Origin of the sequence: Vibrio viridaestus, from assembly GCF_003856525.1 — a bacterium.
Lineage (GTDB): Bacteria > Pseudomonadota > Gammaproteobacteria > Enterobacterales > Vibrionaceae > Vibrio > Vibrio viridaestus.
This window is the reverse complement of the sequence record NZ_RJVQ01000007.1, coordinates 1-26,431: the sequence shown is the minus strand read 5'-3', so window position 1 is coordinate 26,431 and position 26,431 is coordinate 1. Positions and strand designations below refer to the sequence as shown.

At 39.7% G+C, this 26,431-nt stretch carries 22 protein-coding genes and 1 pseudogene; 7 read left to right on the top strand and 16 right to left on the bottom strand.

The window, feature by feature from the left end; all coding sequences use genetic code 11:
* Together EES38_RS15205 and EES38_RS15200 are read left to right on the top strand one after the other, a co-directional pair.
* Complete coding sequence (locus EES38_RS15205; protein ID WP_124938069.1) at positions 1-546, top strand: hypothetical protein; 546 nt, start codon at positions 1-3, stop codon at positions 544-546.
* The gene (locus tag EES38_RS15200; RefSeq protein ID WP_124938068.1) at positions 536-2,953 is read left to right on the top strand and encodes an ATP-dependent DNA helicase; all 2,418 of its coding nucleotides are present in this window, start codon (positions 536-538) and stop codon (positions 2,951-2,953) included. Before EES38_RS15205 ends, EES38_RS15200 begins: the two co-directional genes overlap by 11 nt.
* A gap of 93 nt (positions 2,954-3,046) precedes the next feature.
* On the opposite strand, the gene EES38_RS15195 is transcribed toward EES38_RS15200, so the two are convergent.
* From EES38_RS15195 to EES38_RS15150, 9 genes are all read right to left on the bottom strand, one after another.
* Positions 3,047-3,418 carry a cyclophilin-like fold protein gene (locus EES38_RS15195; RefSeq protein WP_166434288.1) on the bottom strand — a complete coding sequence of 124 codons (372 nt, stop codon included), beginning with the start codon at positions 3,416-3,418 and terminating at the stop codon, positions 3,047-3,049.
* A gap of 250 nt (positions 3,419-3,668) precedes the next feature.
* Positions 3,669-4,409 carry an IS21-like element ISVch3 family helper ATPase IstB gene (istB, locus tag EES38_RS15190; RefSeq protein WP_124938066.1) on the bottom strand — a complete coding sequence of 247 codons (741 nt, stop codon included), beginning with the start codon at positions 4,407-4,409 and terminating at the stop codon, positions 3,669-3,671.
* Between the two features lie 11 nt (positions 4,410-4,420).
* Positions 4,421-5,944 (bottom strand): IS21 family transposase, encoded by a 1,524-nt coding sequence (istA, locus tag EES38_RS15185; RefSeq protein WP_124938065.1) that lies wholly within the window; start codon positions 5,942-5,944, stop codon positions 4,421-4,423.
* Positions 5,945-6,167: 223 nt separating this feature from the next.
* Positions 6,168-6,617 (bottom strand): cupin domain-containing protein, encoded by a 450-nt coding sequence (locus EES38_RS15180; protein ID WP_208020462.1) that lies wholly within the window; start codon positions 6,615-6,617, stop codon positions 6,168-6,170.
* A 256-nt stretch (positions 6,618-6,873) separates the two neighbouring features.
* Entirely contained in the window at positions 6,874-7,797 is a 924-nt protein-coding gene (locus EES38_RS15170) for an IS5 family transposase (RefSeq protein ID WP_124938063.1), read from the bottom strand.
* A 159-nt stretch (positions 7,798-7,956) separates the two neighbouring features.
* The gene (locus tag EES38_RS15165) at positions 7,957-8,898 is read right to left on the bottom strand and encodes a carbohydrate kinase family protein (RefSeq protein WP_124938062.1); all 942 of its coding nucleotides are present in this window, start codon (positions 8,896-8,898) and stop codon (positions 7,957-7,959) included.
* 101 nt (positions 8,899-8,999) lie between these two features.
* Positions 9,000-10,361: a right-handed parallel beta-helix repeat-containing protein gene (locus tag EES38_RS15160; protein ID WP_124938061.1), complete on the bottom strand. Its 1,362-nt coding sequence runs from the start codon at positions 10,359-10,361 to the stop codon at positions 9,000-9,002.
* A 73-nt stretch (positions 10,362-10,434) separates the two neighbouring features.
* Entirely contained in the window at positions 10,435-12,117 is a 1,683-nt protein-coding gene (locus tag EES38_RS15155) for a glycoside hydrolase family 32 protein (RefSeq protein WP_124938060.1), read from the bottom strand.
* Positions 12,101-13,528: a glycoside-pentoside-hexuronide (GPH):cation symporter gene (locus EES38_RS15150; protein ID WP_124938059.1), complete on the bottom strand. Its 1,428-nt coding sequence runs from the start codon at positions 13,526-13,528 to the stop codon at positions 12,101-12,103. The genes EES38_RS15155 and EES38_RS15150 overlap by 17 nt, the downstream gene beginning before the upstream one ends.
* A 375-nt stretch (positions 13,529-13,903) precedes the next feature.
* Here EES38_RS15150 and EES38_RS15145 point away from each other — a divergent pair, with 375 nt between their 5' ends.
* Both EES38_RS15145 and EES38_RS15140 read left to right on the top strand, forming a co-directional pair.
* On the top strand, positions 13,904-14,923 hold the full coding sequence (locus EES38_RS15145) for a LacI family DNA-binding transcriptional regulator (protein ID WP_124938058.1): 1,020 nt from the start codon (positions 13,904-13,906) through the stop codon (positions 14,921-14,923).
* 502 nt (positions 14,924-15,425) lie between these two features.
* Positions 15,426-16,536, top strand: a pseudogene (locus EES38_RS15140) (ISAs1 family transposase).
* A 37-nt stretch (positions 16,537-16,573) separates the two neighbouring features.
* On the opposite strand, the gene EES38_RS15135 reads toward EES38_RS15140, so the two are convergent.
* From EES38_RS15135 to EES38_RS15115, 5 genes are all read right to left on the bottom strand, one after another.
* Positions 16,574-17,515 carry a carbohydrate kinase family protein gene (locus EES38_RS15135; protein ID WP_124938057.1) on the bottom strand — a complete coding sequence of 314 codons (942 nt, stop codon included), beginning with the start codon at positions 17,513-17,515 and terminating at the stop codon, positions 16,574-16,576.
* Positions 17,516-17,524: 9 nt separating this feature from the next.
* Positions 17,525-18,520: a LacI family DNA-binding transcriptional regulator gene (locus EES38_RS15130; RefSeq protein ID WP_124938056.1), complete on the bottom strand. Its 996-nt coding sequence runs from the start codon at positions 18,518-18,520 to the stop codon at positions 17,525-17,527.
* A gap of 174 nt (positions 18,521-18,694) precedes the next feature.
* Entirely contained in the window at positions 18,695-20,089 is a 1,395-nt protein-coding gene (locus EES38_RS15125; RefSeq protein WP_124938055.1) for an MFS transporter, read from the bottom strand.
* 18 nt (positions 20,090-20,107) lie between these two features.
* Positions 20,108-21,820: a GH32 C-terminal domain-containing protein gene (locus EES38_RS15120; protein WP_124938054.1), complete on the bottom strand. Its 1,713-nt coding sequence runs from the start codon at positions 21,818-21,820 to the stop codon at positions 20,108-20,110.
* 60 nt (positions 21,821-21,880) lie between these two features.
* Positions 21,881-23,236: a glycoside hydrolase family 172 protein gene (locus EES38_RS15115; RefSeq protein ID WP_124938053.1), complete on the bottom strand. Its 1,356-nt coding sequence runs from the start codon at positions 23,234-23,236 to the stop codon at positions 21,881-21,883.
* A gap of 564 nt (positions 23,237-23,800) precedes the next feature.
* Between EES38_RS15115 and EES38_RS15110 the strand changes: the two genes are divergently transcribed.
* Together EES38_RS15110 and EES38_RS15105 are read left to right on the top strand one after the other, a co-directional pair.
* Positions 23,801-24,133 carry a DMT family transporter gene (locus EES38_RS15110; protein WP_124938052.1) on the top strand — a complete coding sequence of 111 codons (333 nt, stop codon included), beginning with the start codon at positions 23,801-23,803 and terminating at the stop codon, positions 24,131-24,133.
* A gap of 189 nt (positions 24,134-24,322) precedes the next feature.
* A complete protein-coding gene (locus EES38_RS15105; protein WP_166434287.1) occupies positions 24,323-24,913 on the top strand; it encodes a tyrosine-type recombinase/integrase in 591 nt (196 codons plus the stop codon).
* Between the two features lie 149 nt (positions 24,914-25,062).
* On the opposite strand, the gene EES38_RS15100 is transcribed toward EES38_RS15105, so the two are convergent.
* Both EES38_RS15100 and pglZ read right to left on the bottom strand, forming a co-directional pair.
* On the bottom strand, positions 25,063-25,500 hold the full coding sequence (locus EES38_RS15100) for a hypothetical protein (protein ID WP_124938050.1): 438 nt from the start codon (positions 25,498-25,500) through the stop codon (positions 25,063-25,065).
* Positions 25,478-26,284 (bottom strand): BREX-3 system phosphatase PglZ, encoded by an 807-nt coding sequence (gene pglZ / locus EES38_RS15095; protein WP_279432219.1) that lies wholly within the window; start codon positions 26,282-26,284, stop codon positions 25,478-25,480. Before pglZ ends, EES38_RS15100 begins: the two co-directional genes overlap by 23 nt.
* 63 nt (positions 26,285-26,347) lie before the next feature.
* Between pglZ and EES38_RS15090 the strand changes: the two genes are divergently transcribed.
* A partial coding sequence (locus EES38_RS15090; RefSeq protein WP_148090383.1) for a transposase occupies positions 26,348-26,431 on the top strand: 84 nt, incomplete at its 3' end.

Genomic DNA, 26,431 nt, shown 5'->3' with positions numbered 1-26,431 from the left:
GTGAAGAGCTTTAACTATATTCAATTAACCCCGGAACAACAGGCACTCAAAGGCACTGCAAAATCAAAATTGTACGTTAACTGTTATATCGAAATGATTAAACGAATGAAGGATCATGATATTAAATTTCCTCCAGATCCTTCCGGACAAAATGAACTTGGTATCAATATTACTGAATTCGCAAGATGGTGTGCTTTTCGTGATCGAAGCCCTCTATACAAGAACAAGACGATAAATAGTCGCCTTGCCAAAGATATTGAAAATATTGGTATAGAAATTTCATCACAGAAATCATCTACTAAATCAAAAGCTGATGTTCTAATAGCCAAGCAAGGGAATAACATAAATGAGCAGTCAAAATACATCATCGAACTATCTAGTAAAGTTGATTTATTACAAGCAACTCTCGATGAAAAAAACACTAAAATAAAGGAATTGGAAGCAAAGCTTGCAGCATCAAATAATGCTTATTCAGAAATGATGCGATCTCACTCAGAGCAGATTAAAGACTCAATTTTAAGCGGGGGACGCACATTTGAATGTTGAGTTAGAAGTAACGAGCGTTACAACTCTAATTAATGAATTCGTTATTTACGGTAACTGCCTAGTTAGAAATAAACGCCTATCGATACGCATAAAGCAACAACTAATATTCAAAAAGCCCTGTGAAGCAGAGATTTGGCATTTCAGATGTGAAACAGGCAGCACTTTGGTTAACTACAGACAACAATTCAAGGCCACCGAAGCAAAATTAACGTTTCGTGCTTTTTCAGATATAAACTCTGAACTTGATTTGTATGAACAGGCGTTTAAACAGTTTCAACTTCCTAGCTTGACTCAGAAACTTTTTTATAAACACCCTGAATTCAGAGGAATTGGTTGCGGGAAAGCTCGTATAGAAAAAGCCATTCGTAAGATTGGTTCAGCACGAAAATTCTTGATTGCATTAAAAAATGAAAATTTACCCGTCTTGATAGACGCTTTCGATAGTTTTGATCGTGCTTTTTCATTTTTGAATGCATATAAAAACATTCGTGCTGAATTTGAATCAATAGAATTTATTGAGCAATCAGGGTACGACAAACGTACTGCTCACCGACTAATAAAACTATTCGGAAGAACAACAAAAGAACAATTAATTAAAAATCCGTATTCACCAATACGATTAGGTAGCCAATTTGCCAACGCTTGGGGAGTAGCTGAACAATTGAGAAAAAGAAATATAGTTGATGTGGCAGAGGATTCACCTAAGCGCCTGATAGGAGCTGTCGATAGCATCGTTTATCAAATGCTCAAACACAACCACACAGCTATCCCAGAAGAACAATTTAAAATCAGCCTTGCAAATTTAGTTGGTAAAAAACTAGTTGAAAAAACTATCGAAATTGCAGTATCAAACATTGCACTGTGTAAAACATACAATGGTCACTACCAAGGGACAGGATTAGCCCATCTGGAAAGCTTCGCAGAAAAATCTCTTGCTAATAAAATAAACACAAAACGCAGTACTGATTTCAATAATAGCATACAACGTTATATCTCTGAATTTGATGAATATTTTTTCAAAATTAAAGGTTTCAATCTGACTCAAGAACAGAAAAGTCTTGCATATAAAGCACTAACCAATAATTTCTCACTTGCTCAAGGTGCAGGAGGAACCGGCAAATCTACTGCTATGGGATGTGTGAAGTATGTTTGTAATAGACTTAACAGACCAGTGTATTTTGTTGCTGTTGCCGGTATTGCAAAAAAGCGTGTAAATGATGAACTAAGAAAAATGTGCATTCTACGTTCTAATCCAGTGGGTTTATTAGGTAATGTAGAAGAAGAGGAATGTTCATATACTGTACGAGGCTTTATTAATCAAGTTAAGTTAACACTGAAAAATCCGAAAGGAAAAAATCCGATTTTAATTGAAAGAGATCCTCTCATCGTTTTCGATGAATCTTCTATGTTAGATCTTTCTCTCGTAGTTGAATTTTTGAAGCTCATGGATAATTGCTCAAAAAGCTACAGTATTTCCATGATTGGGGATATCGCTCAAATCGCCCCTGTTGGCATTGGGATCGTTTGGCAAACGATGATAACACTAGGTGTAAATAAGCCGGATTTAATGGCATACAGCGAACTTAAAAGCGTTCACAGGCAAGAGATTGATAACCCAATACGCCAAATAGCTGATCTAATACGCACTGTTGGTCACAACGATGCTTCTTCGTGGGAAGAAGATATCCATCATTTTGCCAATAGTCCATACAAATACTTAAAGCCTCTGACAAAAACATATGACGGAGAGAATGGCGTCTTTTATCAAACAGCTTCTAATTCGACAGTAATTGGCTTGGCTTACGACTGGGCCAATCAACTCGGTATCGAAAATACTCAAGTTATCACTCCATATTCCAGCCACGATAATTCATTTTCTACAGAGGCTGTTAATGAATATTTTATAGAGAAATTACGAATATCCCAATCGTTAGAAAAAAATTCAACCCTGCAGGATTTTGTAAAAGGTGACCATATTATGGTTACAAAAAACAATTCAATCTTGGACCTATATAACGGCGATATGGGTAAAATAGAAGACATAGTTTACGAACAAGCCGAAAAAGGTGCAGATATCAAGAAAAAACTTATTTGTCATTTCTCAGATGCAGGTAAGACAGTAAGTATGGACGAAACCAATGCTTTTGAAGTAGGGCTAAAGCATTCATATGGAATTACAATACATAAAACTCAGGGATCTGAATTTAAATATACGATAGTAATTATTCCGGCCACTGAATCTACTACGTTCATTGAAAACAGTATGATTTACACGGCTCTAACACGCAGTCAAACAGCAACCATTTTTATTGGTGATATGAGCACATTAAGTCGTGCTATTAACAGCAATCCAGCTTATAAGAACATTATTACAGGATTTAATTTGGATTATTACTTTGAAACATAAATCAGATAGTTAAATTAAAAATGACAGTTACTATTTAGCCAAAAGTGGTTGACACTGAATTATTATGAACGCCCCCGAATTGTTCCAAATGCCCTACTTCACCACCTCAATCCTCATCTCAACAGCACCCGCAATCTTTTCAAAATCACTCAAGTCAGACGTTATTTTTCCCATCCGAATCAAACCGGATTGACTCGATTCACCTTCTTTAGCATAGAAAATGGCAAACGATCTGCCGGTAGCATAGTAAGTAACATCTCCGTTACTATAGTCATTGATTTTCTGACCTTCTTCAGAAATTGCTTTACCAACCTTGCCGTAGTATTCACGGTCACCGTAACGAGTCATCGACATGGTTCTTGGTAGAGTCGCTAAAAACTCTTTACTTGTCTGGCTATTATCTAGTGTCGCCGTAATGACTATACTATCAATCGTCAGTGTTATCGGAACTGATTTTTCAGACACTGTTGTTTCCAATTCTTCTGAACTTATGAAACTACTAAAAAAGCACTGCATATAGCTACTGCCACATAAATTGAACGTGTTGCTTTCATCTTTAAACTCATCCGAAGTTAAATAACCCTTAGTACCGAATCAACAAACTAAGGGGTATGAAAAATACAGATTGGTGTCAGTTGCGTATTTCGGTGATTGCGATCGCTCGTTTCGGTTTATTCCGATCACTTGATCCTGCCGTTTTTCTCTCTTCCTATTTTTACTCTAAGTGATCGGATTGCGCCAGTTTTCTCATCGACTCACCTCCTAGTTCTATTCGATGACTATTGTGTACCAGCCGATCCATTAGAGCGTCTGCGACAGTAGCGTTACCGATCATGTTGTACCACTCCTTTACAGGTAACTGACTGATGACGATCGTGCTGCTGTTTTGGTAACGATCTTCAAGCACTTCTAATAAGTGACCTGCATGCTCTTGGGTTAGCTTTTCCATCCCCCAATCGTCGAGGATTAGTAGAGCTTTCTTAGCCAACGATTGAAGTTGCTTTTGATAGCTACCATCCAGACGACCTTCGGTCAGGTCATCAAGCAGGCGAGTTAATCGGTAATATCTGACCGTGTGTTGTTGGTCGCAGGCACTGGTTGCCAGTGCGCAGCCAAGATACGTTTTGCCAGCACCTGTTGGGCCTGTGATCAAGATATTCTGGTGCTTATGTAGATAACTGCCCGTTAGAAGTTCGCTCATCTGTTTACGATTGAGGTTTCGTCCCTCCTTGTAGATGAGTTGGCTCGGCTGAGCATCCACTCTCAGTTTGGCTTGTCGTTTTAAGCGTTGGATTTTTGTCTGATTGCGATTCAAGATTTCACTTTCCAGAAGTAGGCTTAGCCTTTCCTCGAAGTCCAGCTCTGCGTAGGTGCTCAGTTGTTCTTGTTGTTGCTCTAACGCTTTCACTGCATGGCTCAAGCGGAGGGTTTTGAGTTGGTCGTTCAGTGCGTTCATTTGTATTTCTCCTAGTGATAACAGTTCGGGCCACGGACATTGCTATGAACAAGGTTCGGCGTGCTCGTGTTGTCTTTGCTCAGTTGTCCTTCACGATTGTTCTTCAGCAGATTGTTGATAAAGGTGTAGTTCGGTTTTGCCAGCATCAGCGCATCTTTACAGGCTTGCTCTAAGCGCGACTCGCCATGCGCTTTACTCAGATTGAGCAGCCCAAGACAGGAGCGATACGACTGCTCTGGATGAGGCTTGGAGTTGAGCATCTTATTGACGACTTCTCGTGTGGCTGGGCCGATATTAGCTCCCCAGTTGAGCAGGCGTCCAGGCGACCACTTCTGATGTTGATGATTACTCGGCATGTGCTCTGGTTGGGTGCTGTTTCCGCGCTCTCTTTGGCTGCGTGGATGCTGGGCTACCAAGTTACCTTGATGGTAGATCTGCACCAGACGGTTAGAGGCTTCCAGTTCGACATGGTGACCAACAAGTTGATGTGGCACCGAGTAGTAGTGGCGGCGATATTCGATGTGATAATCAGGCACAACCTTGGCTCGCTTGGTTTCGGTATAGAGGTATCGCTGCTTAGGTAGCGGCTTTAACGCTGGCTTATCGAGTTTGTCGAACAGCGCTTTGCGGCTCGCACCATACTGTTTCATCTCACGTTCGTTTAAGTCATTCATAAGCTCACGGATGGCAAGGTTTAGCTCTTTGAAGGTATGGAAGGTTTGATGTCGTAGTCGCATCATGATCCAGCGTTCCACTAGGAGCACGGCATTCTCTGCCTTGGCTTTGTCTTTCGGTTTGTAAGGGCGAGCTGGCATCACTGCGGTTTGATAGTGATTCGCCAGTTTTTGATAACTGTCGTTAAGTCTCGGCTCATAACGATTGGCTTTGGTGACCGCGCTACGTAGATTATCGGGAACCAAGAGCTGTGGTACACCACCGAAGTGCTCGAACGCATTGGCATGCGCCTCTAACCAGTAAGACTTACCTTGACTCGGGAAGGCTTCAACATAGGTGTAATTGGACGCACCTAAGGTCGCCACGAACACTTCTGCTTCGCGCACTTCACCTGTATCAGGGTTGACCACTTGAAGCCGAGGTCCACAGTAATCGATAAACAGCTTGTCACCTGCCACATGGAGCTGGCGCATGCTGCGCTTTTGGGTTTTGAACCAACGAGTGAAGTGCTCGCAGAACTGAGTGTAAGCGTAAGCTTGTTCTTGATATTGCTCATGGTATTCCTGCCACAACAACATCTCTGTCATACCTTTACGTCTGAGTTCGACTGCGTATTGAGTGAAGTCTGGCATGACTTTATCGCGACTGGCTTTCTTGCCGTGATACAGCGCTTGCGTGAGATCAGCATCGCTGCAACTTTCGGGTAGAGGCCAGCCAAGTTGGCTTTGTTTAAAGCGAGTAAGGAGTTCCGATATGGTGGACGGGCCGAGTTTCAGGCAACCACGATTGGAGAGACCGCAGTCGTACTTATGGCGTAATACCTCTTTGATTTTGTTCATTGGAGTTCTCTTTTTGGCCATTGTCGCTTCCTTACGTTCTTGTTTAAGAAGTAAAGAATAGCGAGCTATTGATTTAAAAGAGAAAAAGGAAGGATTTCGGGCATTCCGATCGCGGTTTTCGCTATTCCGATCACCGATTTCGGAGTTAGGCTAAAAGTGATCGGATAATCGCGGAATCAGTGATCGGTTTAAACCGAAATGGGTGATCGGAATGCTCCGAAATATGCAGTCAGTTCAGATTTACTTATTTAAGAAGATTGTACTCTTCGTCAGAGACTTCTCTAATCCATTCATTGCTTGAACCTTCTGCAGGGATTTCAATAGCAACATGAGAAAACCAGCTGCCCTTTGCAGCGCCATGCCAGTGTTGTGTTTCTGGAGCGATATGAACCACATCGCCAGGATGAAGTTCGCGCGCAGGCTGACCGTCTTCCTGATACCAACCACGACCACCAGTAACGAGTAGAACATGGCCGCCTTTATGGTGAATATGCCAGAAGTTGCGGCAACCTGGCTCAAAAGTAACATTCGCTACAATAATGCCTGGAATATTTAGTAAAGCTAAGTAGCTTGTCCCGGTAAAATAATCCGCATATGCTCTATTCTCATCACCGAAAGAAAAGAGTCCTTTACCGCTGAATGTACCGGTTTGTAATTCTTCAGGGATTAATCTATCTGTTTGATTGCTCATCATTCTCTCCAAATCTCATTCTTTTAATGTTTATGGATGGTTAAGCCAATGCTTCTTCCAGCACTTGCTTAGCATTTAAAGCAATGGCCTCTCCACACTCTTCTTGCAGAATCTGTATAAATTCATTCAATTGTTCTGAAGTTACTCCGTTGTTCATGCTGATAAGGTAATGAGAGCGGAGCTGGCTATTTACACCATGTATATGGCTTTGTTTCCTAAATTAGATTTAAGTGTAAATATCACTTACTCCGGTTAAACATCAAACAATGTATTGTGTTTCAGGCATACCTAACCCAGTAAGCTTGTTTAACGCTTTGATCATTGCATAAGTCTCTCCAACTTGAGCATTGTAATTTCGTAGACTTAATGTACCGCCGAGAAGCTTTTTGACACGGAGCATCGCTGTTTCTGAAATTGAACGTTTGTGGTAACCATATTTCTTTTTCCACTTCTTATTTGAGCCATAGAGTTTTTGACCAGCGACAGCTAAGTTACGAGGATGGCCTCGTTCCCAGAAAGCTGCGCCATCTCTTGGTGGAATGAGTGGTGTTGCTTTTTTAATTCCAATGGCGTCATAACATGCTCTCGTATCGTAGGCTCCGTCTCCAGATATCTCGATGATTTTGCGCCGAGTCTGTTTCAGTAAATTGGGGAGAACTTCAGCATCAGTTACATTCGATAAACTTAGCTCGGCTGCGATAATTTCATGAGTATCCGTATCGACTGCAAGATGAAGCTTTCGCCAGACTCTGCGCTTACCATCAGTACCATGCTTTTTCACTTTCCATTCGCCTTCGCCGTAGACTTTCAGTCCAGTCGAATCAATCGCTAAATGCTGTATCGTTCCTCTGGTTTTTACTTTAAAAGAGATGTTTACCGTCTTAGCTCGTTTGCTAATACAACTATAATGAGGGCAAGATAATGGCACTTGTGCCAGTTTAAAAACGGAGTTAATAAAACCTTGTAATGCTCTCAATGGCATTGAAAAAACACGCTTGACCATCAATGCAGTAGTAATGGCCATGTCGCTGAATAGCTGAGGTCTGCCTCTCTTACTGTGCTGAATTTCAGCTTGCCATTGAGAAATAGCTTCTTCATCAATCCAGAATGTAAGAGAACCACGATTAATAAGGGATTGATTGTATTGATTCCAATTAGTGGTTTTGTAACGAGATTTAGGCATTAGGCTAAGTCATTGAATGAACATAGCTGATCAGATCATAGCTTATCGATTTAGTTCCAATGATTTAGGAAGCAAAGCCTCTTGAAGTTACAAATTTTACTGTATGTAGGAATATAGACTTGTTCTGATAACCTTTTATTCTTTTCTGACCTAAAATGTTTAGAATAATTCATTTTTTTGAGGAAGTGCCTGAATTGCTCCCATTTTAGTACAGGTTAACGCTCCAACTTTGTTAGCGAAACTAACCATTTCAATGGCATTAGCTATTGAAGGTAGTTCGCCCATATTAGCTATTTGAAAAAGCATCGCCCCAATAAATGCATCACCAGCTCCTGTAGAATCGATCGATTTGATGGCAATTGAATCGATAGTTTCAGCTACTCCTTGATAACTGAGCAAAGTTCCTTCACCACCTAGAGTGATTAATACTAGTTGCGCACCTAACTCATGAAGTTTAGACGCTGATTCTTGTACTGTGTTTGCACCAGCTATCATTATTGCTTCTTCTTCACTAACTTTTATGATATCCGTATCAGCAATAAACTCTTGGCATAGTTTGATAAAAGATTGGTTATCTTTGTCAATCCATAGAGCATCCCTAAAGTTAGGATCAAATGAAATTAATTTACGGTTAGTCTTTGCATTCGCAATAAGTTTTCGATAAAGCGTAACAATATTACCATCAGTCAAAGCTGCACCGAGATGAAGAACGGCACTATTTTTGACAAATCCTTCGGCAAGTTCTTCATAAGTAAGCTCATCATGGGCTCCCCAATTAAAGCTAAAGTCCCTTTCTCCATTATTTTGTAACGCAACAAAAGCTAAAGTAGTCGACTGGCCTTGTGCTTTTATTACAGAGGAAATATCAACACCTTCATCTTTAACTGTATTAATGAGAAAATCTCCAAAAGGATCATTACCTACTTTTGCAGCTAATTTGGCTTGTCCGCCAAGTCGTGATATCGCACAGGCCACATTAGCAGGAGCCCCTCCAGCTTTTTTAATAAAATTGTTACCTTTTGAAAGATCTGAGCCGATATCAGAGCAAACAAAATCGATTAGTAGCTCACCAACACAAGCTACAGGGTTTGAATTAGTCATGTTATATCCTTGTTTAATCAGTAAAAGGAGAAACGTAGGGAGGGTTTGTATCTATTCAACTTTCGCTTATTAATAAATAAGCGAAAGTGTTATTAATTACTCTAGAGTGAGTATTGACCAAATTTAGGAGTTGGCCTAAATGCATTCTCCTGCATATTCATACTAACTTGGGATTCATAACCACTATCTAAAATAGTATTTCCTGATGCGTTTTCTTCAATTAGGATAGCCGTAACTTCTAGTTTTTCTAATTTATCGGTAGAGAGAAGAGCGCCAACTTGTGTCTCGAAACAAGCACTATTTTCGGCCTCATTTTTTTCGCTTACTTCTGTTGTTGCCACAATATGATTGTTAGCAATGTAGTTACCTCTGCCTGTAGAGACCCGAATAATGACTGGTTTCACTCCTTTTGGTTTTAGGTATTCCGTATCTATAGTCTCTGAAATATGGTTAGAAATAACGGAGTTATTGCTTCCATTAATACAAATGAGCCCATGGAGATCATCAAGGCCATTGTCATAATCTTGCATTGGTGCCCAAGGTTCACGGTCTCGTAAAAAATGATTTGAAGATACTAAGTTTTCTACACAGTTATTATGTAGCTCCAGCATTCCAGGGTAGAAGGAATGAAATCGATTACCAGTGATACTTGAACGCACGACACCTGAGAAATGAACACTGCTTTTTCCTCGCGGGAAAATATTGTTGGCAGAGACTAAGATGCCTCCGTAGTTTTCAGCATAAATAGAATAGCCATTATAACCCGCACCAATTAGGTTATTTGAAATCTTTGAAGCTTGCCCTAAACCTTTTAATTCGATGCTGTTCCCACATTCAGCAATAAAGTTATTATCAATAGTCAGCGCATCAGCATCATAAATAGTTAAACCATGTTCAGCATAGATAATACCCATGCCTGTAATGCGAAATGAATCATTAGCACTATCTATGTAAATACCCGTTTTCCCATTCACGTATGTATTTTCTGGATCGTTCTTACCTGAGTAGTCATCTTCAAAATGCAAACCATCAATACAAAAATCAGTGAACTCAACCGAGCTAATTCTAGGATTACCATCTCGTTTCAGATAAAATGCAGCTCCCGAAGTTGGGTCTCCCTTATTGACATCTAAACCAATAAGAACACGGCTACCACCAGGCCAAATATCATGCCATTTTTGTAGTTCAACTTCTGGTGTATTAAAACGAATACTCGAAGAGATAAAACCATGGCCTGCGCCAGTAATTTTTAAATAGCTGATATCTATCAATACTTGTGTTGTGAGGTGATAATCACCGGGTGGGATATAAATTACTGCACCCGGTTTTCCACCATCATTTATATTGGCGTTGGACTGCTTAGATTTTATATCTGCAATCATGCTATTGATTACTTCACCAATATCCTTATAAGGGTTACCAATGTGCCAGTTTGTTACATCGTAATGGTTATTTTCGACCATAAGAGAATCTCCAATTAGAAAGCTACGAAACGAAGTCAAATGCAATTGGGATAAATAGTTTCGTATCTTATTTTTAATGATTAGGTAAATATTCAGTTAAAGTAGCGGTTGCTCCAGATACAATTACTTGGCTTAAATGGCTGCATGAGTAATAACGTCGTGTACCACAAACACTGCCTTTATTGGCGAATACTTCGATGATTCCAGCATCAAAGCTAAGTGTAATATCGTCAACTAAAGTTAGGGGAGCATGGTAACGGCCATCATCACTTTCATTGTGTTCTCGTAGAATGATACGTTGTCCGTCATGCTCTAATGAAATGCGTTGCTCATTGTTACCAATTAACTCAACTTTAAAGTTGTGATGAGGTTTGATGTGAATAATGCAAGCCTTACACCCTTCAGTACTAGACCAACTAAGAGCATCATCAAGGTAGCTTTTACTTTTTATAAGCTCCTCTGAAGGTAACACTGGTATCATGCAAACTTGTTGTTCTTTATTTAGGTGGAATTTGCGCGGAAGTGACATTTCTCCACAATACGCTGATGTGACATTTTTTTGAGTAGCCCAATTATATAGCCAAGCAAAACCAATACGCTCTTTTTCTTCTCCCCATGTTTGTAAAGCATAGAAATCCGTACCAAAATCCAATACCTGTAATGGTTTATCCGAAGGAATAAAGTGGCCTTTGCTAAAGTCACCAGTCTGTGCAAAAAGCAAATTATGACGTCCAGTTGTCGGTTCTTTATACCCAACAACGCCAATAAGAAGCACCCAAACTCCATCGATGCAGAAGAAATCAGGGCACTCAATACATCGCCCTCCATTTTCACGAAAATATTCAGGGGCAGTGTAGAGTACGTGATGAAAGTTCCAACACTCTCCGTCATCAGATTTAAATAAAAGCATTGCTGGTTCACTTTCAACAGAGGCGCCAAGAATCATATAAAAAGTGTTATCTTTTTCTTCATACCAAACTTTAGGGTCTCTGAAATCGCAATCGACACCCGGTGGCAGTTCGGTCAATACCGTTTTTACAAATTCGGGCTTATCATACAAGTGGGTAGGCACTGCCATTTTCTGAATTTCACGGTACCCCCGGTAAAGATCGTAAGCGGGTAATCGCTCGGTATAGAAAAATCGTGTTTGTCCATTTAAGTCAATATATGCACTGCCGGAGAAGGCGCCACCTGTTGCACCTAATGCCACCAAATTTTGTTCTGGCTGTAAAAATACAGGGTAGTGTTTCCAGTGGTAGAGATCTTTACTTACTGCATGCCCCCAATGCATAGGACCCCAATTTGCATCATGTGGATGATATTGGTAAAACAAATGCCATTCGCCATCTTTGAAATGAAAACCATTAGGATCATTCATCCATCCAGTATGTGGGGAAAAATGTAAAATAGGCCGTAACGATTCTTCTAAGTAGGAATCCTTCACATCTTGTATAGACAAAAGGCGCAATTTTGATTGTTCTGTACCAATGAAAGTTACCCCTTGCTCTGCAAGTGTATTTGGGCTCCAGGTGTAACATAGTGAAATATCACAATTCTCTGAGAACCATTCAAGACTAACGACGCCATCTTGGTAAGAGGTCCAAGTAAAATATTGATAATAGCTCGCAGCAGTATCAATTTTATAAGCTAGCTTGTTATCGATACTGATTGAAAATAGTGTCTGTGAACACGCTTCTGATGCTTTAAGCCACAAATCAATGCGTTGTCCTTTTGTGATATTAAATGTTAGGGACATTTTTAAGCTCCTGATGTTGTGAATGATTACGTTCCAATTCACGTTTTGCTAAATCGACTTTAATTTTTTCAAGGAATGAGTCATTAAGTTTGAAGTAACGTACTAACCAAGCACTGATGAAGTAGCTAACCATTGGTAATAAGGAAAACATGATGATGATACCTTTAATAGTTTCCATATTTTGTTGTGGTTTGTTGGCAACATATCCAGTAAAAGCGAGGATCCAAGCAACAATAGCTCCTGCTACGGCAAGGCCCATTTTCAGCATAAATAAGTTACCGGCGAAAGATATTCCAGTCATTCGTTTACCTAACTTCCAATCGCCATAATCATCAACATCAGACATCATGGCCCATAAAATTGGCCCAGATTGAATTAGGTGTAGGGTATTAATTACAATGAAAAGTGTTAATAATGGGGTAAGCTCACTTGGATCTATAAACCATAAAGCGAGAGACTGTATTCCAAGAATAATATTAATAATTCTAAATAGTTTTACCTTATCGAATCGATCGGTGAGAGGCTTCGCGATAGCACTTCCTAGCATATTACACGCGACCCCTAAAGCCATAAAGAAAGTGATAAAAGTGACGGAAGCTTGCATGACGTAAGTTGCATAATAAATAGTTACTGCTCCACGAATAAAAGCGGGAAACACATTAAGAAATGTCAATGAAATCATAAGAAGCCATTGATCATTTTTAACGATGTCTTTTAGATCATTTTTTAATGATTCGTTAGCTTTGACTGAAACAACTCGTTCTTTGATATTTGAGAAACAAAAAAGGAACATTAATGTTGCCACACTCCCCATCACTACCATCGTCATTTGGAAGCCAGACGCTCTATCACCATTACCAAACCACTCTGTTAATGGCAAAATTGCAGATGACACCATTAAAGTTGCGAGACCATTAAGAAAAAATCTCCAAGAAAGACAACTCAAACGCTCTTTTTGATTTAATGTGATAACACCGGCTACAGAACAGTATGGAATATTAATGGCTGTGTAGATTAAGGACATAAGTAAATAAGTAATCCAGGCATACATAATTTTGCCATTTTCACTTAAGTCAGGAGTGCTAAACATGATGATTGCTCCTAAACCAAACGGAACAGCCATCCAAAGTAGCCATGGACGAAATTTACCCCAACGAGACTTTGTTCTATCACAAATAGCTCCCATGATTGGATCACTGAAAGCATCAAATATTCTGATAACAAGAAATAATGTGCCGACAACTGCAGGGTCTAAGCCGTATACATCTGTATAAAACCAAGTTAGATATAGTGCCAATACACTCCAAACCATGCATGAACCTGCATCGCCCATTCCGTATCCTATTTTTTCTTTTAAACCGAGCTTTTCATATGCACTATGGCTCTTACTTTCCACGCGTTCAGTTGCCATATAGATACCTCATAATTGCTATATATAAATTGACTTTTTAATTTAAAATCAATTCACCATTTAGTTTTCAATTGATGTTTTGTGCTGCCAACTATAAATGAGGGGGATAATGTAATTAGTTACATAGATCACATGTCGTCTCGTTACATTAAGATAACTCCACACTCTCATTTTTTAAATTTTAATTTATTATCAATTACCTAATAAAAACAACATCCCCATATTGTTCTTTAAAACTAATTGCTATAGCACTGAAATACGATAAACTCTGATATGAGATTTTCACTTTCTTAAGTTTTTATATATGAATGGTCAGACAGCATGAATTCTTCTTTTTATGTATTAATATATATTCTCTGCGTTATAGGTTAACTAATGGCTACAATTAAAGATGTTGCAAAAAGAGCAAATGTATCTACTGCAACAGTATCTAGAGTAATTAATAATCATCCAAGCGTGACGCCATTCACCCGAGAGGTTGTCCATAAAGCGATGGATGAGCTTTGTTATTTACCTACAAAGAGTTCAATTCAATTAACAGGTAAAAAATCGGGACTATTAGGCGTATTAGTTCCTAACGTATCCAACCCTCATTTTAATGAGTTAGTCATGACCTTAGAACAAGAAGCTAGGTATTACGGTATGAACTTAATTATTAAGACTCATCAAAATGATATTGGCGTAGAAAAATCTGCTATTGAAGCTTTTATTAGTTTGGGTATAGAAGGTTTATTTTGGGTTCCTACAGAGAATGAGTTTACTCTTGTGGAGTTATTAAACCGAAGTGGTATCTATACTGTTGTTGTTACTCAGCGGTCTAAATTTTTTGATTCAGTATTAGTTGATTACCGAATCGGTGCATTTTTAGCAGCACAGCATTTTTTCGAATTAGGGTATACAAACATTGGTTTTATTGGGCAAAAATCAGTAGATTATGAAAAGTTCTCTGTTTTTAACCAATATATCAGTCAGAAAGGCATAGAAATAGAAGAAAGTAATATTATATGGGTAAAAAAAGGGTTAGGAGAAAATATTTTAGATCCTAGCTCCCTGGTTTCTGATGTTATTGAGAAAGCAATAAAAAAACAAAATTCTCACGTTGCATTTTGGGTTTATAATGATGTTTTTGCTGTTCGACTCGTTAAGGAGATCCAAGCTATGAGTAAGGCTATTCCTGAAGATGTTTCAATTATTAGTTTTGATGATACCTATTTAGCCCATTTAATGGATATAACGAGTGTCACTCAACCAATTAGAGAAATAGCCAGAATAGCTTATTGTCGAATTCAAGAGCGTAGAAATAACAATGAAATAGAATGTATTGAAATTTCTCCTAGAATTACCCCAAGGAAAAGTACATTAAAATTTAAAGTAACAACAATGTATAAAGAATGACTGATATATATGGAGTAGTCCTAAGCATTACTATCAATTCCCATATTATATTGTGAAGCTTAAACAGTATGCTAGCATGAGATACAAAAATTATTTCATTGCAATTTGTAGTGGGACGATAACGACCAGTATTACTCAACTTTCATTTGATTGCTTAGCTATTTTAGTGATGGTTACTGTTTCAACTTCGTACTTTGCCTTTTGAAACTAGTATATCAATCACGGAGGCAGATACCATATTTAGGAAGGTGAAGTTGTATTATTTAGTTTTATAGCGTTGCCCTTTTTTACTAGCGCAATTTAGAGAAAGACGAATAACTTTAGCATGGGAGGTTCGTTTAACTCAGTGTCCAAAATTTAGAGTACAGTTCAGTAAGGGTGTAGCCACCCCCTTACACAGGGCAAGATCGCGAACATTTTTTGACCTATTAGAACGATCGAGTTGACGATCATATTTACCTGTGATCATATACGCTCCTTTAATGAAAGAGCGATTCCTATAATGCACATTGACGAGTTTAAAGAATATTTCCACGCAGTATCAGATGAACGCCAATCAGCAAAGATAACCTATTGCTTATTTGAGGTATTGTTTGGCTCTTTATGTGCCGTTATTGCAGGTGCCAAAGGATGGTTTGACATTCGTGAATACATTCTTGGTCATCATGATTGGTTTAAGCGTAATGGCATGTTTATTAACGATATTCCTGCCGATGATACGATAGCCCGTATCATCTCAAGAACTGACCCAGAGTCGTTTCACACCTGTTTTATTAATTGGATGTCAGCGGTACATTCATTGACGGATGGTCAAGTCGTTGCTATCGATGGAAAGACGCTTCGAGGCTCATACAACAGGGATGATCGTGCCAGTACTATCCACATGATTAGCGCTTATGCTTCTTCAAACAAGTTGGTGCTTGGACAACTTAAAACAGAAGAGAAAAGTAATGAAATCACAGCAATACCTGAGCTCATTAAACTTCTCGAAATCAAAGGTGCTTTAGTTACCACCGATGCAATGGCGTGTCAAACCGAGATAGCGAAAACGATCGTCGAACAAGGTGCCGATTACTTACTTGCTGTCAAAAACAACCAAGGCAAATCACGTAAAGCAGTAGAAACTGTTTTTGCAACTCAACGGGCAACGACGCCAGAACGAATAAAGGCAGAGCAAGGCCATGGCCGTATTGAAGTCCGTCAGGCATATGTATTAAGTAGTGAAGCTCTCGATGGTAATTTCTCTCGTTGGAAGGGACTTAAGTCCATTGTTATGGTAGAAAATTTCCGTTATCAGCAAGGCAAAGCAGCAGAGCTTGAGTATCGTTATTACATCAGCTCGCAGAGCAAGCAGCAAACGCAGTTAGAGAGCATTGGGGGGCATAGAGTCAATGCATTGGGTTCTAGATGTCACCATGGCAGAAGATGCTTGTCAGGTTTACAAAGATCACGGAGCAGAAAATCTCTCTTGCTTGCGTCATATTAGTCTAAATATGTTGCGTTCAGAGCCAACCAAACTGAGCCTTGTTGGAAAGCAAAAACGTTGCATGATGAATACATCTATGTTGGAAGCTGTGCTTGATGCTGGTTTGAACTCGGTGGATAAAAGTTAAACACTCATGCGGTCGCTCTGCCCACTTACAGTGCCAGCTATTGTATCTCATGGTAATAAGGTAAAGCCTGAATAGCCCCCATATTAGTACAAGTTATAGCCCCAACTTTGTTCGCAAAGCGCACCATTTCCAATGCATCAGATTGAGAAGGGAGTTTATCTTGATTAGATACTTGGAATAACATAGCCCCAATAAAGGCATCTCCCGCACCAGTGGAGTCAACTGATCTTATAGCGGTGGAACTAATAATTTCAACCGATCCTTCGTAACTAATCAGCGTCCCTTGAGCACCAAGTGTGATAAGTACCATTCTTGCACCTAGCTTATGGAGTACCGATGCAGAATCTACTGGTGTCTCCGCCTCTGCAATCATCATTGCCTCTTCTTCACTAACTTTTAGAATATCAGTATCACCAATAAACTCGTGGCATAGGTCTCTAAAATATTTCTGATCCTTGCCAGCCCAAAGCGCATCTCTGAAATTAGGATCGAAAGAGATCAACTTACTGTGTGTTTTTGCTTTAGCTATAAGTTTTCGATAAAGAGTTACTATGTTGCCTTCAGTTAAAGCTGCACCAAGGTGAAGGATGGAACTATCCTCCACAAAATCCTTTGCCAACTCGTCGTAAGATAGGTTGTCATGTGCCCCCCAATTAAAGCTAAAATCTCTCTCACCATTTTGCTGTAATGCAACAAAAGCTAAAGTAGTCGCCTGATTTTGCGCTTTTATGACAGAAGTAATATCTACACCTTCAGCTTTGACCGTATTGATAAGAAACTCGCCGAAAGGGTCATTCCCGACTTTTGCCGCCAATTTGGCTTGCCCACCTAGACGCGAAATTGCACAGGCAACATTCGCTGGAGCACCTCCAGCTTTTTTTACAAAATGTTCACCTTGAGAAAGGTCTGTACCAATATCCGAGCAAACAAAATCTATTAGTAGTTCACCAACGCAAGCTACATTGCGTGAAAAAGACATATGAAATCCTTATTTTTTTAGCATCGAACCACGGAATATGGGTTCACAATTTATGGTTATCTGTTCAGTTTGGTTTTGTTGCCTTAGTAACAACTGGACACCTTGCCGCGCCATTTTTTGATACGGCAACTCTACAGTTGTCAATTTGGGCGAGACTCGCTGCGAAATAATGCTCTGATTATCGAAACCAATAACAGCAATATCATCTGGGATCGATAGCCCTAATCTTGCCAGTGTAAAGTACACCTCTAAGGCGATTTCATCTCGACCACACAAAATAACATCAACACCATCATCAATAGCAGCCTGAATTTGACTATCTAGCGTATTGAAATCAAAAGAAAAGTCGACAGGGACTTCGATATACTTATCTGGTTCGAAGTCATGATTATTCAGCATCAAAGCCTGTTGGTACCCCGACTTACGATCTCGCGACGCTTGATATAGGCTTTCCAAGTTGATGAACATAGTCTTGTTGTAACCATGCTGAAGGGAATAGTGGGTAATATCGAACAACCCTTGAATGTTATTAGCTTGAACTGAAGAATATCCAGGCCGCTCACAATAGCAGTTAACAAAAACCGTTTTAATTTCGTCAAAGATAGCGTTATGTTCAATAGCATCGGGGTCGAGGGAGACAAATATCAACCCAGATACTCGCCTCTCACGCAAGATATTGTAATCGTCTTCACTTGGGAAGCCATCTTCTACATGAATATAGATTAATTGATATCCCATTTTTCTTGCTTGCTGATTAATGACACCAATCATCTCACTTCCATAAGCACTGCGTCCCATATTAAAAGTCACTACTCCCAAAACTGGAAGGCTATTCTTTTTCATATCCCGAGCTGCCGCGTTCGGGACATAATTCATCTCGTGGGCTGTTTTAAAAATTAGTTCACGAGTGCTAGCCTGGACTCGTTGAGAATTATTCAATGCACGAGACACTGTTGAATGAGAAATACCTAGAGCATTGGCAATATCTTTGATTGTGGTAGACATAGTATCCTTGGTTATTTTAATGGACTGCTCCAGCAGCCCTAATCACAAACTAAATCATATCAAAATGGTATAGTTATCCGTCTTTTTTCTCTACTGGATTGAGAAAGGATAAAGCATTACATGAAACATCCAAACACACCGGATGTTTCATTACACTGCTATTTTCAAATTGGCTTATTTTACTCTCCCTGACCTAGAAAAAGCTTCTTCACGGGTACAGCTTATCCCCGGTAGCTGATTATTCATCATCATCTCTTTGAAATAACGATTGCTGATAAAGTATTTCTTAAAGACCAAACCGCTAATCATGAAAAACAATGCAGGGATGAAGGTGACTGCCATAGATAGACCCATTAGCGTTTCCAAGCTAAGTTCTGCTCCAGCTTCATAACCAATGTAAGCGAGAGTGTAACCAGTAATTGGACCAGATATACTCATGCCAAGCTTTTGGCTAAATGAGACTAAGCCAATAGATAACCCAGAGGTATTAATCCCTGTTTTAGTCTCCCCATAAAAGCCGACCTCACCAATAGATGCCCACAAAATCGGAGAGTTTATTTCAGAAAACGCACAACATAAGAAATAGAATAATACTGCGAGATAGAAATCACCTACTCCGACAACAAAGTACATGATCACCGCCATGACAGCAGAGCCATATAATGACCAACGAAAAACAAGTAGCTTGCTATAACGATCTGTTAGCCATTTGGAAATGAGCGCGCCAGCAACCCCTCCAACAGACCACATTCCCATGAAAACGCCTATTTCCCATCCATTTCCAGCTTTGGCGAATTCAGTACCATAAATGAAAGCAATGTTACCTCTAGTCGCAAAGGCGACAAGTAATAAAATCATCGTCAAGCACAGAATCAACCATTGATCGTTTTGCAGCAGAGCATTCAACTGAGTCTTTACAGGTACATTTTTAGGGGGATTAATTGTTACTCTCTCTTTGACATTGAATGCACAGAACATAAGCACTGCAACACTTACTACACCCAATGCAAAAAAAACTGTCGCATAAGCTGACTCAGGGTCACTACCCTTCGTAACGTAGTAAGGTACAAACGTAGTGACAATTAATGTGGCGGCCTTAGCCATCGGAAATCTAAATGTATTTGCTTTTATTCGTTCTGCCGGATCGTTGGTTATGACACCAATCAAAGAGATGTAAGGGATAGCAATGACAGTAAACATCAAACTATTAAAAATATATGCAGATGTTGTCCATATTAGTTTTGCTTGATAGCTATCACCTACGATGGTGAAAAGTAAAAATAAGGAGATCCCAAATGGTACCGACCCAATAAATATCCATGGTCGGTAGCGTCCCCATTTAGTCCCAACCCTCACTGACAACCACCCCATAAGTGGATCGGAGATTGCGTCAATGAGGCGAACCACAAGTAGCACCCACCCAGCATCAACTGGTGTTAGGCCTACAACATTTACCATGAAAGCATATATGAGTAGGGATGCAGAGATAATCGAAATGCTCAGAGACATATCTCCAGCGCCATATGCCGTATGCTCCAATATGGACATACGTTGTTTTTGTTTGTTCATCTTTCCTGACCTCTGTAGTTATTTCCAACTAGTGCGTAGGGTCTCTAGTTTGGTAGTTATTTTTTTATTTTCTTCAAAGTGGAAATCTAGATGGCTACATATAGGAATGCGATAGTTTCGCTTGGTTGCACAAATTTCCCCCCCATTAACAAAAACTTCCAAAATTCCGGCATCAAATATTAAATCTACATCGCTGACATGATTTACATTTGATTCATAACGCCCATCACAAACTTGGTCTTCGACGATAGAGACCTTTTGACCATCAAATTTAAAGGTAATCCAATGCCCATTGTCATGATTAAGCACTATGGAGAATGGTTGTACGGTGTCAGGTGAAAGGCGTAGCCTGATTGTCTTCCCATACTTAACTGATTGAGTATGCTGTGCTTCAACATTGAATATTTCACTGCTACAAACATATTTCTCTAGCTCAGAAATTGGCTGCATACAAATACGATTCCGACTATTTAAAGTGAGCTCTTTTGGAATAGACATTTCCCCGTTGTAAGCAGACTCTATGGGCTTTTTCATCGCCCAATTAAACAGCCAAGCAAGGCCAATTTGACGCTGACCATCATTAAATGTTTGCAATGCATAATATTCAGTTGCAAAGTCAAGCACCTGAAGCTCGTTGGTGTCGGGAGAAAATTCACCATTATCAAAGCTTCCAGTTAGTGCATAAAGTAAGTTAAACCGATTAGTTTCGGCTTCTTTATAGCCGACAATTCCCATGATGAGAACCCATTTGTTACCCAAAAGGAAAAAATCTGGGCATTCAACGCATCGGCCTTGATTCTCACTAAAATAGGCTGGAGCTTGGTACAGAACGTTGTAAAACTCCCAATTTTCACTATCTTGAGAAGTGTACTGTAACACTGCTGGATGCCCGTCATACACACTACCCAAGATCATACGATAAACGTCACATTCGTTGTCATACCACACCTTTGGGTCACGAATATCACAACCCACGTTATCAGGCTTTTGATCAACAATCGTTCTGACACCGCTGGCTTTTATGTAGTTACGATCAAACTCTGCCTTTTTCTGTATCTCGATATAATCTTTGTACAGATCATAAGCTGGCAATCGCTCGGTGTAGAAAAAAGAGGGTTTCCCAGATTCATCAATAAATGTAGTACCAGAAAAAGCACCACCGGTAGCACCCAGTGCTGCTAAGTTCTGTTGAGGCAGATTGAATACCGGAAGATGTGTCCAGCAAAGAAGATCTTTACTAATCGCATGCCCCCAATGCATTGGCCCCCAATCTGTACCGTTAGGATGAAATTGATAGAAGAGGTGATATGTGTCCTCTATTTTACACAATCCATTGGGATCATTCATCCATGCTTTGAACGGTGAAAAGTGTTGCTGTGGTCGAAAATCTTCAGCTTGGTACCAACTCTCCAGGTCTTGCTGACCTTTCAGGGAAAGTTGTCCGTTATGTTCATCCAGATAGGTGACTCCTTGTTTGTGCACTGTATCCGGTTCATATATATAGGCTAATGACATTTCTACTTCGTCACTGAGTGAGAGCAACAACGGATAGCCACCGTAGTTGGTATAGCTAAAATGCTCATAATAATGAGGTGCATCAGCTATTTTATAAACAGTGCTGCCATTAGCCTCAATGCTTAAAAGCCGCTGGCAACAAATAGCATCTGACTTCTTTTTCAGCCAGCATTCAAATACCAATCCGCTAGAGGCGGGAAGTAGTATATTTTTCATAAGCAATCCCTAGAAGCGTTATTCAGAAAGTCGGCAGTAAATACTGCCGACCACGGCGTATTATTTAGTTAAAATTTTATTTGACAAGCGGTTAGCATGCTCAACATTACCCTGCTCTTTCATTCGAGTTGCTTCTAGTTTTGCTTCAATTTCTACTTGGCGAGTTTTCATAAAGTCATCAAATCGTCGCTGAGCTGTGTCTTTTTGCTCTTGCATTTCAGAAGTCAATACCACTGTTGACTGACCAACTCCACGACGTTCGATATCACCAGGACTAGTAGGAATCCGATCTTCCAGTGGCTGGATAGTTACCCCTACTGGTTTCTTCTGGTACCAATAGGCTGTTGATGCCCAATCATCAGAAAGGTGGTTGGCGTGACCATGCTCGATCGTGACTCGAATACGCTTCTTAAAATGTACAGGGTCTGTAATATGGAACTTATAGCTAGTCTGAAATCCAGGAACGATACTTTCGTGCAAAGCTGTACCATTGTACATCCCTGCGTTGTCCTGCATTCCCCATGCGTGGTTGAAATAATCTTCGGTACCAGTACCGTGAATGCTTGGTGGCCATGTATCGTCATCAACGAAGATCATATCATCACCTTCTCCCCACCAACTTCCTTGGAAGTGAGCAACTGATAAGTTACAACCAACATAATGCCCTTCACCTTCGACATTCAACACCTCGTAATTGCCTTCCCCATCTAGCTTAGGGATATTCACTTCTGGACTGTTGGTTTGAAGCTCTGGAGCCCAGCCATCACATGGGTTTTCTCGCTTCCATTTTGCATGGAAATACGCGATATCTTCTTCGTGTTTCTCTGCATACATTTCATAATCGATGTAGAAATACTGGCCATATGCAATATCATTCTGGTTTTCAATTTCAATAACAGCACGTTCCTTGAACGGCATTGGGAAATGACAGTTTAATGAAGCACTACCACCAAACTTGTAACGTTCTTCTGGTTTGGTGGAAATGTTGATCGGCAGGGTATTGATATTTCCTGGCATGGAGTGCCCAATGCAGAAGAAATCCCCTAGAGGCACAACAACACTAGGTTCATCCGCATTATCCCAATACATTTTAATCAGTACTTTGCGGTAATAGTGCGGATCAGCAACCTCCCAGCAAACGCCAAGAGCGTTGTGGATTTCATTAACAGGTGCAATGTATTGCCCCATTTTAGGGTCGATCACGCTGGCACCTAGAACACGGCGGCAAAATTGTGTCATCCACATATGAGTAATACAGCCTGTTCCCTTAATGTCAGCAAGCTTTACCGTTTCTCCGGGACCAATTAGCCAATAGTCTTGGTTTTTGCCAGTTTGATCCCAGCTTGATAAACGAGCCGTTTTTGCATCACGAATACGAGCAAGGCTTTCTAGAAAGCCACCAAATTTCTTTGTCATTGTTTTTACCTTTAGTTGATACATACCAAAATACACACGTGTGCATATAGTGAGACAATACTAAATATAAAGACAGCATAAAAACTCGCCCAATCTCACAATAAATTGATTTAACAAACCAAAATGTTGTGATTTTATGCACTAAATCACAGAAGGCACACGTGTGCAAATAGGGATAAGTAAAAGGACTATCATCAAGATGACTTTTGATTTACTTTCATTAATATTTAAAAATAAATTATAAATATCAATCACATAGACAAATTACCAATGCGAGGAATTGAATCACTGGCGATTTAATAGACTCATTTCTGTTAGAATTAGAAAACAACGAGCTATATAGACATTTAACTAGCATGATAAAAAGTGAATTTAATTTTAAACTATACTCTGTGGCAGAATTTCTTTCGAAACACACAATGGAGCAGAATCATTTCAGCCTGAATAGGCTGAAATGTTGATAAGACAACTATTGCACAGATATAAATCTTTTTAACAAGACTGATATTTAATCAAAATACTCCATATACTTGGCATTCAGCTAAATCTACTAGGAGTATATCTGTGAAAAACTGGCTATTCTTAACAATTGCAATACTTGGTGAAGTAATTGCAACTACGACGTTAAAATCTACTGATGGTTTTACAAAGTTGATTCCTTCATTCATTGTTTGCTTGGGTTATGGCATTTCTTTCTATTTTCTATCACTATCCCTTAAATCTATACCAGTTGGCATCGCATATGCTGTATGGGCGGGTTTGGGGGTGGCTTTTGTTACTGGAATTGCTTGGCTTGTATATGGACAGAAAATGGATACATGGGGGGGGGTTGGGATTGGATTAATCGTATGTGGTGTTGCTGTACTTAATTTACTATCAAAAACCAGCGCTCACTGAACGAACCAGAATCTTAATCAAAGGCTCAGCTTTGCCCGCTACTAACACTTTTTAGAAATAGCAGCGTACCGATGCGATCGCTGCCATTTTAGTATGATAGTTTAATACTTGATATGATTCTTTATTACTTAGAATGAAACTTTATTCTACCCACACAATTCTGACACTTCAAAACGACATAACGTCATCGTGGCTCTTCATGCTTGGGAAACCATCTGGATTGCCTATAAGCCACTCCTTGACGAAAGACTTAAGCTATGGCGAAAGAAGTACAACAAAGGAATTAAGAGCTATCCAGACTGTCTCTGGCTTACAGAGACTGGTAAACCAGTCAATCCTAATGATGTACAAGCTGCTTTCCGTCAGGCTCGAGAAGAGATACAAGAGACTAATGATACTTTTCCTATGGTTACACCACATTGGTTACGCCATACATTTGCCTGTGGTTTGATCAGTAATTACTGCGACAAATTAGGTATTGAAATTGACCCAGATAACGAAGTCCAACTCCATCAGATACATCAGTCAGTTACAGATCTTCTAGGTCACAAGGACATGGCCACTACTGAACGCTATATCAGAACAATCAAGCGGATAGTGAACCGCCGTCTATTACCAGATATTACCTATCGTCTTGCAAAGGATGGTAACACAATCCTAAATGCTGGTATTATGCCAGATTCACTGGAAAAGGTTGACAGCCAAATAAACTGGCAAGAAACTGTTGAGCATCACCGATTACTTACAGTCTCAAAATGTCCATTACAGCAAACCTGTTAATAGTAACATTGGTTAATCTAATGATAGCAAGATAGCCAAAAACAGCTTTAGATATTCAACCTAATAAATATACAAAAGTGTTTATGTATAATTTACACTACATAAACACAACAGTATCTGATGATTGAAGATGTTCTTCTAGCTGATTGTTACTTTGCACATCTGAAACGTTTTACTGTTTCAGTATCACCGTACAACTCTACAATGTACTTCTGAACTTGTGCGTAGCTGAACGACTCGCCATATTTTCCTCGACGACCGATAAAACGAACAACATCAGCAAAAAAGTTATTTTTTGCAATCAACAGCCCCCAGTGCAATACAAAATCTGGATGATCACTTTTAGCAACATCATCAATAGCAAATTGATTAAAGCTATGAGCTATACAGTCGGAACGAGAAGACCATAAATTAATTAACTGATTACGTGTTTTACCACGATTTACTTTACAGCTAACAGAAGGCTGAAGCATCAAATCCACCAGTTCATCGAGTTCCTTTTTTTCATATCCTTGAGCTACCCATTCTGCAACCTGATCTAGCCACTTTACTTCGATATGACGACTAAAATTCACTCTCTTTGACATGCTGATTTCTCGTAATAATAGCTAATGGAACCACTACCTCATGTAAACTAATACCACCGTGTCCAACTATCAGTTTGTCCTTTTGAACAAATGCATGACGGCCTTTACTCACGAGCGGGTATATATTAAGTGGAAGCCCGTATTTCTTGGCTGGCCATTCTAACACGTCTGCCTCTTCATTCGAATATTCAACTGTATTTTTATACAGTCTCACCCGTTCACCTTTCGTTTCAGCTTTAACCCCTTCGTTGGGCCATCCTTTATCGATAGCCTCCTGATTTCCGTGATCTGCGGTAATGATTACTTCAAACCCACTATCCAATAGTGCTTCTATTTTGGAAGAAAACTGCCACTTATCGAGCCAATCTACCAGAGCAACATTAAGCCCTGACATCTCTGATTTCATGCCATGCATTTGTTCGTCAATATAATTAATAACGAAGCCTGCAACTTTTAGCCTAGGTGAGTGAAAGCGGTCCACAAATGAACCAAGAACTCTACTATTCTCGACTTTAACAGCATAGGCCACCTCATCTTTACTCAGTCCTTGGTCTTCCCAATAGGCCTGCCATAGTGCTTTCTCTTTAGATGTGTTATCCCATGAATCAGGAAATGAACGAGGTTGTTTCCCAGAGAATAAAGCCTGTCTTGCTATCGATGTGATTGTCGGCACCCATGAGAATATTCCTCGTTCTTCAATACGAACATCAGGTATATCAACAATACTTTTTTTGACATGTGTCCATTGCTGAAATCCCATACCATCCATGACTAATAAACATATTGAATAGCCACCGACTTGATAGACACCTTTTAGTTAGACAAAATGACTAACAGAGAGGTGCTTATGAGCAGCAAAAGATATCCAGAAGAATTCAAAATTGAAGCAGTAAAACAGATCACTGAAAAAGGTCATAGTGTGGCTGATGTC

Coding starts and splice junctions, on each gene's coding strand:
- istB (WP_124938066.1), bottom strand. CDS start 4,409: ATGAACGCACTGAACGACCAACTCAAAACCCTCCGCTTGAGCCATGCA.
- istA (WP_124938065.1), bottom strand. CDS start 5,944: ATGGCCAAAAAGAGAACTCCAATGAACAAAATCAAAGAGGTATTACGC.
- EES38_RS15180 (WP_208020462.1), bottom strand. CDS start 6,617: ATGATGAGCAATCAAACAGATAGATTAATCCCTGAAGAATTACAAACC.
- EES38_RS15170 (WP_124938063.1), bottom strand. CDS start 7,797: ATGCCTAAATCTCGTTACAAAACCACTAATTGGAATCAATACAATCAA.
- EES38_RS15165 (WP_124938062.1), bottom strand. CDS start 8,898: ATGACTAATTCAAACCCTGTAGCTTGTGTTGGTGAGCTACTAATCGAT.
- EES38_RS15160 (WP_124938061.1), bottom strand. CDS start 10,361: ATGGTCGAAAATAACCATTACGATGTAACAAACTGGCACATTGGTAAC.
- EES38_RS15155 (WP_124938060.1), bottom strand. CDS start 12,117: ATGTCCCTAACATTTAATATCACAAAAGGACAACGCATTGATTTGTGG.
- EES38_RS15150 (WP_124938059.1), bottom strand. CDS start 13,528: ATGGCAACTGAACGCGTGGAAAGTAAGAGCCATAGTGCATATGAAAAG.
- EES38_RS15145 (WP_124938058.1), top strand. CDS start 13,904: ATGGCTACAATTAAAGATGTTGCAAAAAGAGCAAATGTATCTACTGCA.
- EES38_RS15135 (WP_124938057.1), bottom strand. CDS start 17,515: ATGTCTTTTTCACGCAATGTAGCTTGCGTTGGTGAACTACTAATAGAT.
- EES38_RS15130 (WP_124938056.1), bottom strand. CDS start 18,520: ATGTCTACCACAATCAAAGATATTGCCAATGCTCTAGGTATTTCTCAT.
- EES38_RS15125 (WP_124938055.1), bottom strand. CDS start 20,089: ATGAACAAACAAAAACAACGTATGTCCATATTGGAGCATACGGCATAT.
- EES38_RS15120 (WP_124938054.1), bottom strand. CDS start 21,820: ATGAAAAATATACTACTTCCCGCCTCTAGCGGATTGGTATTTGAATGC.
- EES38_RS15115 (WP_124938053.1), bottom strand. CDS start 23,236: ATGACAAAGAAATTTGGTGGCTTTCTAGAAAGCCTTGCTCGTATTCGT.
- EES38_RS15100 (WP_124938050.1), bottom strand. CDS start 25,500: ATGTCAAAGAGAGTGAATTTTAGTCGTCATATCGAAGTAAAGTGGCTA.